The sequence below is a fragment of the Paraburkholderia oxyphila NBRC 105797 genome (assembly GCF_000685075.1).
Taxonomy (GTDB): domain Bacteria; phylum Pseudomonadota; class Gammaproteobacteria; order Burkholderiales; family Burkholderiaceae; genus Paraburkholderia; species Paraburkholderia oxyphila.
The window spans coordinates 71,353-84,323 of sequence record NZ_BAYD01000041.1; the positions used below are offsets into that span (position 1 = coordinate 71,353).

The 12,971-nt window shown below is 69.6% G+C and carries 10 protein-coding genes; 3 read left to right on the forward strand and 7 right to left on the reverse strand.

All coding sequences use genetic code 11. The features are described 5' to 3' along the window. Window positions 1-2: 2 nt before the first annotated feature. Window positions 3-1,025, reverse strand: coding sequence for a ubiquinol oxidase subunit II (gene cyoA, locus BO1_RS52525; protein ID WP_245643894.1), 1,023 nt, complete (start codon window positions 1,023-1,025; stop codon window positions 3-5). A 162-nt stretch (window positions 1,026-1,187) separates the two neighbouring features. Between cyoA and BO1_RS24250 the strand changes: the two genes are divergently transcribed. The 3 genes from BO1_RS24250 (at window position 1,188) to BO1_RS52530 (ending at window position 4,699) form a co-directional block, all read left to right on the forward strand. After that, window positions 1,188-2,612: an aminotransferase-like domain-containing protein gene (locus tag BO1_RS24250; RefSeq protein ID WP_028219768.1), complete on the forward strand. Its 1,425-nt coding sequence runs from the start codon at window positions 1,188-1,190 to the stop codon at window positions 2,610-2,612. A 294-nt stretch (window positions 2,613-2,906) separates the two neighbouring features. Further along, window positions 2,907-3,803: a fructose bisphosphate aldolase gene (locus BO1_RS24255; RefSeq protein ID WP_028219769.1), complete on the forward strand. Its 897-nt coding sequence runs from the start codon at window positions 2,907-2,909 to the stop codon at window positions 3,801-3,803. Window positions 3,804-3,928: 125 nt separating this feature from the next. After that, window positions 3,929-4,699 (forward strand): transglycosylase SLT domain-containing protein, encoded by a 771-nt coding sequence (locus BO1_RS52530; protein ID WP_084688156.1) that lies wholly within the window; start codon window positions 3,929-3,931, stop codon window positions 4,697-4,699. A gap of 32 nt (window positions 4,700-4,731) precedes the next feature. On the opposite strand, the gene BO1_RS24265 is transcribed toward BO1_RS52530, so the two are convergent. From BO1_RS24265 to BO1_RS52540, 6 genes are all read right to left on the reverse strand, one after another. Next, entirely contained in the window at window positions 4,732-6,099 is a 1,368-nt protein-coding gene (locus tag BO1_RS24265; protein WP_084688157.1) for a DUF1254 domain-containing protein, read from the reverse strand. Between the two features lie 65 nt (window positions 6,100-6,164). Next, window positions 6,165-7,481 (reverse strand): DUF1254 domain-containing protein, encoded by a 1,317-nt coding sequence (locus BO1_RS24270; protein ID WP_084688160.1) that lies wholly within the window; start codon window positions 7,479-7,481, stop codon window positions 6,165-6,167. Between the two features lie 105 nt (window positions 7,482-7,586). After that, on the reverse strand, window positions 7,587-9,776 hold the full coding sequence (locus BO1_RS24275) for an acetate--CoA ligase family protein (RefSeq protein WP_028219772.1): 2,190 nt from the start codon (window positions 9,774-9,776) through the stop codon (window positions 7,587-7,589). A gap of 63 nt (window positions 9,777-9,839) precedes the next feature. Further along, complete coding sequence (locus tag BO1_RS52535) at window positions 9,840-11,180, reverse strand: MFS transporter (RefSeq protein ID WP_043286218.1); 1,341 nt, start codon at window positions 11,178-11,180, stop codon at window positions 9,840-9,842. A gap of 153 nt (window positions 11,181-11,333) precedes the next feature. Continuing rightward, window positions 11,334-12,251, reverse strand: a complete 918-nt coding sequence (locus tag BO1_RS24285; protein WP_028219773.1) for a LysR family transcriptional regulator — start codon at window positions 12,249-12,251, stop codon at window positions 11,334-11,336. Window positions 12,252-12,333: 82 nt separating this feature from the next. Beyond that, on the reverse strand, window positions 12,334-12,971 hold a 638-nt coding region (locus BO1_RS52540), incomplete at its 5' end, for a ProQ/FINO family protein (protein ID WP_043286221.1).

The following is a 12,971-nucleotide window of genomic DNA, read 5'->3' on the forward strand; positions in this document are numbered from 1 at the left end:
GTTTACTCCGCTGCCAGGGTGGCGGGACGAGCGAGGGTGAGCGCCGGATTATTCACGCCCACGCCCGTGCCGCAGATCGGATTGCCGTGAACGTCGCGCATGTACTGGCCGACCACGCCATCGAAGAGGCCCGGCGCGACGTTCGAATAGAAAGTGACGGGCGTCTTCTCGCCCGGCTGCGCGAGCCGCGCGTAGGCGCCGCGGCTCAGCACCGCGGGCGAGGCTTGCGCGCGCGCGATCCAGGCGTCGAAGTCGGCACGGCTCGTGGCGAGCGTGTCGAAATGCATGTCCGAGAAGCCCGGTCCGCTGAATGCCGCCGAGCGGCCCGCGTAAGTGCCGGGATGGTTCGCGATCAGATGCAGTTGTGTCTGCATGCCCGACATCGCATAGACCTGGCTGCCGAGCTGCGGGATGAAGAACGAGTTCATCAGCGAGTCGGCGGTCAGGCGGAACGACACGGGCGTGTCGACCGGAATCGCGAGCTGGTTCACCGAAGCCACGCCGTAATCGGGGTAGATGAAGAGCCACTTCCAGTTCAGCGCGACCACGTCCACACGAATGGGCTTTTGCTGCGATTCGATCGGCCGGTATGGATCGAGCGCGTGCGTCGTGCGCCAGATCAGCACGCCGAGCGTGAGCACGATCACACAGGGAATCGACCACACGACGACTTCGATCGCGGTCGAATGCGCCCACTTCGGCGCGTAGGTCGCGCGCGTGTTGGTCGCGCGATAGCGCCACGCGAACCAGAGCGTGAGCGCGATCACGGGGATCACCACGAGCAGCATCAGGCCGAGCGCGATCAGGATGAGGTTCTTCTCCTGCACGCCGATGTCGCCTTTCGGGTCGAGCAGCACGGAGCTGCAGCCGCCGAGCAGCGCGAGCACGGCACAGAGCGCAAGCGTCGCGCCAGTGCGGCGCGTGCGCGGTGGGGATGAGCCTGAGCGCTCGGGTTGAGGAAACGGCGGGCCGGCTTCGATGGCCGATCCTCTTCGTGTGTGGAAGGTGCGCATGTCGGGTTCCATGGTTGACTTGTCGCGCAAACCCATCCATACGATGCTCACATCGCTGCCATGGCAGCAGCCAGACACCGCCGCCCAGATAGCCATACATAGCCTATATGTATGGATTTACGCGCTTCGTGTCCGCATGCTAGAGTAAGACATCATGCATACATCCGCGACAAAATGACGCGAAACGATCCCGTCGATCCAGACAACACGGCGCCTGAGTGGGCCGAGACATGGGCTTCGGCACTCCAGGGCGGCAGCGGGCCGCGCTATCTGCGGCTCGTCGACTTTATCGAGCGCGCCGTGGCCGAAGGCATGCTGGCGCCGGGCGAGCGCGTGCCCGCGCAGCGCTCGCTCGCGGCACTCCTCGGCGTGGACCTCACGACCGTGACGCGCGGCTTCAACGAGGCGCGGCGGCGCGCGCTGATCGAGGCGCGCGGACCGCTCGGCACCTTCATCGCCGCGCCGCGCGCGGAGCTCGAGCGGCGCGTGGACCTGAGCATGAACATCCCGCCTCCGCCGGCCGGCATCGACACCGACGCGCTGCTGCGCGAAGGTCTCTCGCGCCTCTTGCTGCGCAGCGACGCCGACTTGCTGATGACCTATCACGTCGGCGGCGGCAGCGCGGCCGATTGCGCGGCGGGCGCGAAATGGCTCGAGCCGATGCTCGGCAAGATCGATCCCGCGCAGGTGGCCGTGTGCCCCGGCGCGCAGGCGGCGCTGGCCGCGCTGATCCTCGCGTTCACGGAGCCCGGCGAGCGGGTGCTGAGCGAGCCGCTCGTCTATCCGGGGCTCCCGCACGCGCTCGCGCAGCTGGGGCGCCGCCTCGAAACCGTGGCGACGGACGCCGAAGGCATGCTGCCCGACGCACTCGAAGCCGCCTGCCGCCTGCACGGCGCGCGCCTCTTGTACCTGAATCCCACGCTGCAGAATCCCACCGCCACGACCATGCCGGAAACGCGCCGCCGCGCGCTCCTCGAGGTCGCGGCGCGCTGCGGCCTGCGCATTGTCGAAGACGATCCCTACTGGCGCTTCGCGCCCGAGGCCCCGCCGCCGCTCGCACGCCTCGCGCCGGCGCAGGTCTGCTACGTCTCCACGCTCTCGAAAACGCTCTCGCCGGGCCTGCGCACGGCGTTTCTGGCCTTGCCCGACGCCGCGTCGCGCGCACGCGTGCTGGCCGCGCTGCGCAGCTTCTCGCTCATGGCCGCGCCGCTCACGAACGCGCTGGCCCTGCAGTGGATCGAAGACGGCACGGCCGCGCGGATCTTCGAAGGCGTGCGTGCCGAGGCGCAGGCCCGTCAGCGCATGGCGGCGCAGACGCTCGGGCCGGCGGCCTGCGAGAACGCGGGCATTCATCTCTGGTACGCGCTGCCGAGCTACTGGCAGGCACGCGAACTCGCGGCGGCCGCGAGCACCGAAGGCCTCGCTGTGGCGCCGTCCACGGCGTTCGAGCAGGGCCTCGGCACGACCGGGAATACGGCAAACGCGATCCGCATCTCGTTGGGCGCAACCGGCGAGCGCACGCGTCTGCAGGCCGCGCTGCGGCGCCTTTCCGCGTTGCTCGCCAGCGACCGGTCGGCCCCCGCGCAAGTGCTCGTCTAGGCCACATGGCGGCTCGCGGGTTTCGTGTCCGCGTGCGCTTCTGGGCAAACCTCTGGGCGAACTTCCAGCCGCGCTTCGCCCGTGGCTTGCGCGCACAGGGCCTGGCATCGCGCTTGCTTCTCCTGCGGGCGGACGCCCTATACGCACGACAGACGGTTGCCGCACACACGGGCCGAGACGCTGTCACGCCGCGCCAGTACACTCACCGGATCGGATGCGGCCCGAAGCGGGTCACGCCACCGGGTCCCACGTCACCGCGCCGCGCGCCGGCGCCTTTATTCGGGAGGTTTGAAAATGGCCAACGACACCATGCTGCAGCAGATGCGCGAGAAACCGGGATTCATCGCCGCGCTTGACCAGAGCGGCGGCTCGACGCCTGGCGCGCTGCGGCAATACGGCATCCCGGAGAGCGAATACAGCGGCGAAGCCGAGATGTTCCGGCTCATGCACGAGATGCGCGTGCGCATCATCAGCGCGCCGGCCTTCACGGGCGCGAAGGTGATCGGCGCGATTCTCTTCGAGCAGACCATGGACGGCCAGGCGCACGGCAAGCCGGTGCCCGCGTTCCTGTGGGAAGAGCGCGGCGTGGTGCCCTTCCTCAAGGTCGACAAGGGTCTCGAGGCCGAAGCGGACGGCGTGCGGCTCATGAAGCCGATGCCCGGCCTCGACGCGCTGCTCGAGCGCGCCGTGAAAGCCGGCATCTTCGGCACCAAGATGCGCTCGGTGATCGAGCACGCGTCGCCTTCGGGCATCGCGGCCATCGCGAAGCAGCAGTTCGAGGTGGGTGAGCAGATCGGCGCCCGCGGCCTCGTGCCGATTCTCGAACCCGAGGTGTCGATCAAGGCGACGGACAAGGCCCAGGCCGAAGCGCTGCTGCGCGACGCCCTGCTCGAGGGGCTCGACGCCCTGCCCGCTTCGCGCAACGTCATGATCAAGCTGACGATTCCCGACACGCCCGACTTCTACAAGCCGCTCATCGATCACCCGCGTGTCGTGCGCGTGGTCGCGCTCTCGGGCGGCTATACGCGCAGCGACGCGTGCCGGCGGCTGGCGGCCAATCACGGGATGATCGCGAGTTTCTCGCGCGCGCTCATCAACGACCTCACGAAACAGATGAGCGATGCGCAATTCGACGCCGTGCTCGCGGCGAGCATCGACGAAATCTACAAGGCTTCCGTCGAGAAAGTCTGAGCAAGCTCAGAGGAAGCGCATTGAGATGAACAGCCGGGCGATGTCCCGGCTGTCTTTTTTCGTGGACGGCTATACTGTGCCCCTTTCATTCGCTCACCTGTTGTTTGCTCACGAAAGGACCGGCCATGAGGCGGTTACTCTGCCTGCTCGTCATGCTGCCCGGCCTCGTGCAATACGCAGCGGCCCAGCAGCCCCCCGAAGACGACAAGAAGCTCCCCACCTACCTGAGCCAGAAGTTCGGGCTGGCCAGGGACAAGGCTGCCCAGATTTCGCAGGCCGTGACCACGGCCGCCGAGAAATACTCGCTGCCGCCCGCCGTGCTCCTCGCCATCATCTCGATCGAATCGCGCTTTCGCGAAAAGGCGCGCGGCGCGAACCACGCGATCGGGCTCATGCAGGTCGTGCCCTCGGCACACCGTAACCTGCTGCGCGACGGCAAGGATCTCACGGACCCCGAAGTCAATATCGATGTGGGCTCATCGATTCTCTACGGCTACAAGCGCGCGGCCGGCGGCGATCTCGACGCAGCGATGAAGAACTACGGCGGCTCGAAGGCTTATGCGGAGAAGATCCGCACGCGTGCCGCGGAATTCAGCCGCGTGCTGGACACGGCGAGCGCGCCGCAAGCCGGTGCCGCAGCAGCAGATGCGCCGGCAACGTACAGCGGTGCTTTCTCCGCCGACATGGCCGGTAACATCGCGGCGAGCAACCTGTCCGCGGCTTCGGCCACGGCGGCGCCAGCCAGCGCGGCGCCGGCAACACAGGCTTCCGCGCAATCGCTGCGACCCGCATCGGCCTTGCCGCCGGCGAGCGCATCGGCTGCCCCCGTTACCGAGGCATCGGCCATGCGCGGCATGCTCGAGACCCGCGACAACGCCCGCTCGCGCGAACGCTGAAGCATCACGCGCATGGCGCGCCTGCATCGGCTTCAATCCGGTTGCCGCTCGATCGGCGGATACACATAGCGTCCGGCCAGATGCGCCTCTCCCGGCACGTACAGCCGCAACGCCAGATAAAAGCGCTCGGCGGGCGCGGGCAGCCAGTTGCAGCGCAGCACGGGATCCGCGGGTTCGCGCGCCGACACCGCGATACGCAAGCCGCCATCGTCATCGAGGCGCAGGCCGTGCGTGCGGTCGCCCAGCGAATAGCGGCCAATGGCGTTGCTGGCCAGCATGCAGGTCGCCCGCGCGTAAGCCGTCAGCGACCAGAACGCCTCAACCTGCGGCGCCTGGCCAGGCGCGAAACGCAGCACGTACGCGGCGTCGCCGTCTAGCGGCGCGCCCTCGGCATCGCAATCGGCCGTGATGTACATCGCCTCCTCGACACCCAGCGCGCCGATATAGCTGAGCGCCACCTGCGCCCGCTCTCGATAGTCGTTTCCAAACGTCTCGTGCACATCGACCGGCAACGCCCAGCCGCCGCCGAGCGCCTGTGGCGGCGCGCCCGTCAGCTCGCGCGTAAGCTGCGCGATCGCGCGCGCGAGCGCGTCGGCCTGCGCCGCATCGAGCGTCTCGCCCACGCAGTCCGCGCCGATGCCGCAGGCGCGAAAGCGCGCGACGTCCGCGAGCGCCTCGCGCGGCGGCGGGTGGTCGGCGAGCGCGCGGTTCACGACCTCGGCGAAGCGCGCCGCATCGCCGGGACGCTCCTGCGGTTGCAGCCACGCTGGCACGCGCGTCGGCACCGGCTCGGGACTGCCTGCGGCGCGCTCGATCGCAAAGCGGTCCTGCAGCGCGACGGCCGCCGCGAGATCGGCTTCGCCATCCACGAGAATGCGTCCGATCAACCACACCGTTTCGGTCGGGCACGCGAGCGCGCGCATGCCCGCCGGCACTTCGCCCTGCCACGCCGGCCCGTGCAGGAAGAACGCGCCCGCCTCGCTGCCCGTCGTGCGGCTGCCGATATAGCCGAAGGGATTCGTGTACATGTCGAGCAGGCCCAGCACGTAGTAGCGCGCATGCATCGCCGGGACGCGGATCACGAGCGGGCCGCCGCTCAGGTCGAGCCATGCGCTCGAATAGAGCGTGTCGTTATTGGGCGTCACGACGCGCCGATGCTGCGGCCCGAGCAGCTCGCGCGAATGGAACCATGCGTTGGCCCAGCGTTGCTGCGACTCGGGCGATGCGCCTGCAAAGCGGCCCGCTGCGTCGATGCGCGGGCAGGTCGCCGAAAACATGCGCGCCATTTCGTAGAGCGGCAGCGTGAATTGGACCGCTTCGCGCGCGAGCTCGAGCAAATTGGAGCGATCGAGGCAGTCGTCGCGCGCGGCGGCGGGTTCGTGTAGCGGGATGGATGACATGAGCAAGCGTCCAGGATCAGGGAAGGCGTTTTGCAGAAGTTGGCTGGCGGGGCGTCGCGCCTCGCTCAGCTCGCCACGGCCCGCACAGGCGGAATCCGGTAGCGCCCGTCGAGAAACGCGGGCTGCGGGTGGTAGAGGCGCAGGATCAGATAGAAGCCGCCTGCCGGCGCGGGCAGCCAGTTCGCGTGCGACGACGGCGCCTCGTGCTGGATGGCGATGCGCAGGCCGCCGTCGGCGTCGTACTGCAGACCCGCGGTGCGGTCGCCGATCGCGTAGCGGCGTATCGGGTTGTCGACGAAGAAGCGGTCCGCGCCGTAGAGCGAGAGCGACCACAACGCATCGACGGGCGGCAACTGGCCCGGCGGGAAGTACAGCTCGTAGCGGCTGCCGCCGTGCAGCGGCGCGCCGGCGTCGTCGAAGTCGGCGCTCGCGTAGACGGCCTCTTCAGCCGCGAGCGCGCCGAGCCCCTTCATCGCCGTGCAGGCGCGCAGCAGATGCGCATGCCCGTAGCGACCCAGACCGAGGCTATAGCCCCAGCTGCGCCGGGCGCGGCTTTGCGTGAAAGCGAGCAGGAGCTGCTGGGCTTGCGCATAGCCGAGCCGCAGGCCGCACTGGACCGGCTCGGGCAGCGCAGCCACATCCACGCTCCCTTGCTCGCGCAGACCCGCGCGCTCGAGCAGACCCACGAGCGCGGCCTCGTCCTCGCGCGGCGGAAGATCGCCAAAGGTATCGAACAGGTTCTGGAAGAAGTCGAGCGCAGGGTCGCCGTTCTCGCGCCAGTTGCGCACGCACGCCGGGCCCTCGCAGCGCGGGCCGTCGAGACGGAACGCCCGCGCGGCCTCGCCGGCCCGGGCCAGATCGTCGTCGCCCTGGACCAGCACCCGGCCCAGCAGCCAGACGAGCGAGGTGGGGCACGCGATGGGCTCGCCCTCGCCCGTGGGCCGCTGCCCCGGCGCGTGCAGCACGAAGCGCGCGCCGCGCGTGCCGGCGTTGCGCGGCCCCAGGTTGCGGAAGTTGTCGGTGAAGGCGTCGAGCAGTTCGACCACATAAAAACGCGTGTCGTCGAGCGGCGGAATCTCCAGCACCACCGGCCCGTTCGAGAGATCGATCCACGCGTTGAGGTAGAGGAAATCGTTGGCCGGCGTGACGATGTCGCGGTCTTCGTGCGTCCAGCGGTGAGTGCTCGCGTAGAGCGTGTTGAACGGTGCGCGCAGCGGGCTGCGCGAATGCGGCAGCGTGTGCAATGCGCAGGTGCGCATGACCTCCACCACCGGATAGCGCGCGAGCGCGAGCGGGCCGGCGGCCATGCTCACGAGCGCGGCGAGCGGGTCTTGCTCGAGGTGAGCAGTCGGCTCGACGATGCTCATTGCCTGGTTGTACATATCGATGATCGCTCCTTTGATGCGGTGCGCGGCCCGCTCCCGGGCCGCTTGTTTCGTGGCCGCGCGCGAGACGAGTCGGCGGCGGCGCAATCAGTGCGTTTCTTTCTATGCTTCGTTATGCGAATCGCCTTGCGAATGAAGCGTGACGACGGCGTCAGCGGCAACGAGCCCGTCCCGCGTGACGATGAACGGATTGATTTCGAGCGTATCGAGCGTCTCGCCGAGGGCGGCGCCCAGGCGCGACACCGCCGCAAGCACCGCGGCCGCCGCGTCGAGCGATAGTGCCGGGTGGCCGCGATGCCCGCGCAGCAGCGCCGCCACGCCGCTCGTTTCGAGCATCGCGAGCGCGCGCTCGTGCGAGAGCGGCGCGAGGCCGAACGCCATCTTGCGGCCCAGCTCCACGCCGGTGCCGCCGAGGCCGGTCATGGCCACGGGGCCGAACACCGGATCGCGCCGCACGCCGACGATGATCTCGCCCCAGCCGTCGAGCATGCTTGCGACCACCACGCCCTCGAAGCCGCCCGGTATGCCGGCCTGCTCCGCCGCGGTGGCGATCGCGTCGAACGCCTGGGCAAGCGCCGCGGTGTCGCGCAGGTTCAGCCGCACGCCGCCCACGTCGCTCTTGTGCAGCACGTGGCGCGAGCGCAGCTTGAGCGCGACCGGAAAGCCGAGCCGTTGCGCCGCGGCCTGTGCTTCGGCGACCGAGCGCGCCACGCAATGCGGCGCGACCGGCACGCCGGCGGCGGCCAGCATGGCCATGGCCTCGGCTTCGTCGAGCGACGCCGCGTGAGCGGGCACGCTCGCCGGCAGCACGCTGGACGCTGGCTCAGTTGCCTCGCATCGACCGCTCACGTCCGGCGCCTGGGCACGCGCCGCATCCGCTTGCTCGCCGGCGCGCAGCAGCGCGGCAACGGCGTCCATCGCGTAGACCGGCTCGCGCAGGGCGAGCACGCCGCGCGCTTCCAGCCAGCTGCGCTGTCCGGCGTCGACCAGGCCGCATAGCACGAGCGGTGCGGCCTCCGAAGGCGCGCCGTGCTCACCGTCTTCGCCATGCTTGCCATGCGCCATCGCGCGCTCGACGGCCTGCTCGATCGCGGCCCACGCGCTGGGAACGTGAGCCGCCCCGGCCACGAACGCGACCACGCTGCCGTATGCGCCGCACGTCATGGCATCGACGAGCGTATCGGTCAGCACACCGGTCTGCGCGACCACCTGGCCCGTCACGTCGATGGGGTTCGCCGTCGACGCGAACGCCACGCTCTCGCGCAAGCGCGCGGCGCATGCCTCGGGCAGCGGCGGCAGCGCGAGCCCGAGCGCCTCCGCGCGGTCGGCCATCATGATCCCCACCCCGCCCGAGACGGTCACGATTGCGGTCTTCCGCGAGCGCGGCCTGCGGCCCTTCGACAGCGCATGGCCGAGCCTGAAGAAACCCTCGAGGGTATCGGCGCGGTGCACGCCGTATTCGTCGAATACCGCCTGATACACCGCGTCCTCGCCCGCGAGGCTCGCCGTGTGCGACTGGGCGGCGCGCGCGCCGGTCGCGGTCGTGCCCACCTTGGCGACGACCACGGGCTTGCCGGCGGCGCGCGCGGCAGCCAGCGCCCGGCGCAGCTTCGCGCCATCGGCGCAGCCTTCGAGATAGACGAGGATCACCGAGGTGAGCGGATCGTGCGCGAGCCACTCGACGGCATCGGCCACCTGCACGCCCGCCTCGTTGCCGGTCGTGATCCAGTGGCTCAGACCGAGCTGCGCCTCGCGCGCGAGCGCGAAGGCGTAGGCGCCGAAGGCGCCGCTCTGGCTGACGAGCGCGACATCGCCGAGCGGCGGCGCGCCCGCGAGCGCCACCGGCGAGAACGTTGCATAGACGCGTTCGCGCAGATTCATCAAGCCCAGACAATTCGGGCCGAGCAGCGCCATGCCGGCCTCCGAGGCCATATGCGCGATCTCGCGCTGGGCCGCGCCGCCCGCCTCACCGGTTTCCGCGAAGCCCGCCGTGAACAGCACGGCGGCGCGCGTGCGATTGCGCACCATCTGCGCGACGACGTCCGGCGCGGCTGCGGCGGGCACGGCGACGATCGCGAGATCGACGGGTTCGGGCAGCGCATCGAGCGAAGGCGCGGCGCGCATGCCCTGCACGTCCCCGCCGCGCGCGTTGACCGCGTAGACGCGGCCCGTGTAGCCTTGCTCGCGCAAGAGCCGCAGCGGCATGCCGCCGACTTTGGCAGCATCGTTCGACGCGCCCACGACGGCAATCGACGCGGGCCGCAACAGCGGTGTCAGATCGGCATCTCTCATATTAATCAGTATTCCTGTCAATCATGCGAAACAGCGTTCTCGATGGCCACAGCGCCTTTTGGCTCAGCGCTTTCCCGCGACGAGCGGCGGCACGACGCAGTTCTCCTCGCGCAACTGCGCGTGTGCCATGAAGCGCCGGCGGTCGGCCTGCGGATCGATCAGCACGGCGGCCACGAGACCGGCGGCAAGCGCAAACGTGCCCATGGCCGTCATGCCCATCCGGTAGCCCTCGATCTGCGTCGCCGCGCGGTCGATCATGAGACCGATTGCGGCGGGCGTGACGAGCCCCGCTAGCGTCGTGATGCAGATGTTGATGCCGAGCACGCCGCCGCGCTGCGCAGGAGGCACGATCTCGCCGGCAAGCGTCACGCCGCTCACGAACGTGAACGATGCCAGCGAGAACGCCAGGGTCACCGCGACGATGAGGAGCGGACCCGGGGGCACCGCAGCCATCAGCGTGAGCGCCGCGCCGGCCGCGACGACCGCTGCCGCGCCGAGCGTGCCGCGCGCATGGCGGCTCGACACGCCGCGCGCCATGAGCCGCTGCGACCAGGCGCTCAGGAGCGGCGACGCCACCATCTGGCCGAATGCGGGCAGCACGACGATCCACCCTGCCTGCGTGAGCGAATAGCCGGCCACGCGCACGAGGTAGCTGGGCAGCCAGACGGTCGCCACGGTCAGGATCACGTAGGCCGCGAAGCCCGCGAGGTTGCTGCCCACACAGGTGCGCGAGAGCAGCAGCGCGCCGAGCGGGATCCTTGCGGGGTAGCGCGACGCCGGGTCCGGGTCGGTCCCATCGGCGGCGGGCGTCTCGTCGCTCGTGCCGAGCGGCCCTTCCTTGCCGATCCACAGCCACAGGACGCTCCACACCATGCCCACGAGCGCGAGCATCTCGAACGCCGCGCGCCAGCCGAACGAAACGATGACCCAGGTGATGAGCGGCGCGATGAAACCCGCGCCGAACGAGGCGCCGACCGTGAGCACGGCGGAGGGCAAGGCGCGCTCGCGATCGGGAAACCATTTATAGAGCGCATGCACGGCCACCGGATAGGCCGGCCCTTCGCTCGCGCCCTGCAGCACGCGTGAGAGCACCAGCGTAGCGGGCGCGGCGTAGAGCAGCAGCGGCAGTTGCGAGATCGACCAGGTCACGGCCATCGCGAGCAGCAGCCAGCGCGTCTTCACGCGGTTGGCGAGCAGGCCGACCACCAAGGCCGAAATCGAGAAGAACGTGAAAAAGCTGGCGGCGATGCGCCCGAACTGGCTATGCGTGAGATGCAGCTCGCGCATGATGGGCTCGGCGGCGAGCCCGATGAGCGCCTTGTCGGCGAAATTGATGGCCAGGAACAAAAACAGGCCGGCGACGATTACCCAGCGCCGCAGCGTGCCGCGAGTCTCGAACGTCATTGCGTCTCCATTCGCGGCTTTTTCGTGGCCCCGGTCGGCGCTGCTCGCCGCCGGTTACCTGAGTTGCCTCTGTTGCCGCGTCCGGGACATTGGACGCCACGCGCATCAATAAGACAACTGCATAATTTGCATCGAATCGATGTGTTCAGCGCATCAATTGCCGAGTGGCGGCAATGCCCCGGCCACCCGCTGGAAAGTCTGGATCGTCTGCTCGGCCGCCGGCGAGAGCGTGCGGCCCGCCAGGTGGACGATGCCGAACTGCAGCCACAACGGCGAGCGCTCCGGCAACGAGAGCGGCACCAGCCCGGCCATGCGCGCGGGGTTCGACAACGCGTGCGTGGTGAGCAGCAGCAGCGCGTCGGTCTTGCGCGCATATTCCTGCAGCACGTTCACGTCGTTGCACACGAGGTGGAATTCCAGCTCGTGGCCCGGCGCGTAGCGCAGCCATTTGCGCAGCGCCTCGTGCATGGGGTCGGGCAGCGGCACGGAGACGATCGGAAACGCCTGCAGCTCGCGCGCGTCCAGCGTCTCACGCCGGGCGAGCGGATGGCCTTCGCGCACGAACCACGCCGCGCGGTGCTTTGGCAGCGCGATCACGTCGACCTCGCTGATCGGCTGCGCGCCGCGGATATCCACGACCAGAAAATCCAGCGACTCGGCGTGCAGCGCATCGTGCAGATTTTTCCAGTTGTCGACGGCGGCGTTGATCCGCAACTGCGGATGGCGGTGCGCGAGCTCGTCGAGCACGGCAGGCAGCAACACGGCCGCCGGATACGGACCGGCGCCGAAACTCACCGAGCCGACGTCGTGATTGCGCAGGAGATCGACGTCGCGCACGAGGCAGCGCGCCTCGAACAGCACTTTCTTCGCCCGGCGCACCACCATCTGGCCCGCGGGCGTGATCTGCACTTCTCGCGTGGTGCGGTCGAACAGCGCCATCTGCAGCTCGTCCTCGATGGACTGGATGCTGCGGCTCAAGGCCGGCTGGCTCAAATGCACGCGCTGCGCCGCACGCGCGAAAGTGCCCTCTTCAGCGAGGGCAATCACGTGTTCGAGTTGGCGCAGGTTCATGACGTGGCGCGGCGAACGGCTCGATCAGCAGACGCGGCGCTCGCGCCCCTGGGGCGAAGCGCCGGCCATGCCGATGCGCCGCTCAGCCTTGCGTGGCCGGTGCCTCGCCGTCGTTGCCAGGCGCCTCGCCGGCTGCCGCGGGGGCTTGCTCCGGCGCCGGCTGGGCCGGCTGCTGCGGCGCGGCCGCAGCCTGCTCCGCGGACTGCGCAGCGGCAGCGGGCTCCTGCGCGAGCGCGGCTGTGTCAGCACCCGCGGGGGCCGCGGCGGGCTCGGACGCCTGCGCCGCTGGTGTGGCCGGTGCGGCCTCCTGCGCCTTGGCGCGCGCCTCGGCCTTCGCCTTCTGGTGCGCGAGCGCCGCCTTGGCGCGGCCGACGTGCGAAGGCTCGATCCCCGGGCCTTCCGAGACCTTGCCGTCCAGCTCGTAGCGCGAGCCGCCTTCGGCCACGCGCTCGTGATAGCGCGGATGATTCACGTGGCGCTTGAGCACGGCGACGATCAGCGTGCGCTCGTAGTCGGGATGGCGCGCGACGAGGTCCTCGACCACGCCGATCTTCAGCGGCAAACGCTCGCGGAACGCCGGATAGTGCTTCGCGAAGACGTTCCAGACCGTGTTGAGCTGGCGATTGCGCTCGATGCGCGCCTTCTCGGCTTCGCTCAGATTGGCCATCGGCTGCTGCGCGCGCGCCGGGCGCTGGCGCTGGGCGCCGCGCTCGCCTTCGC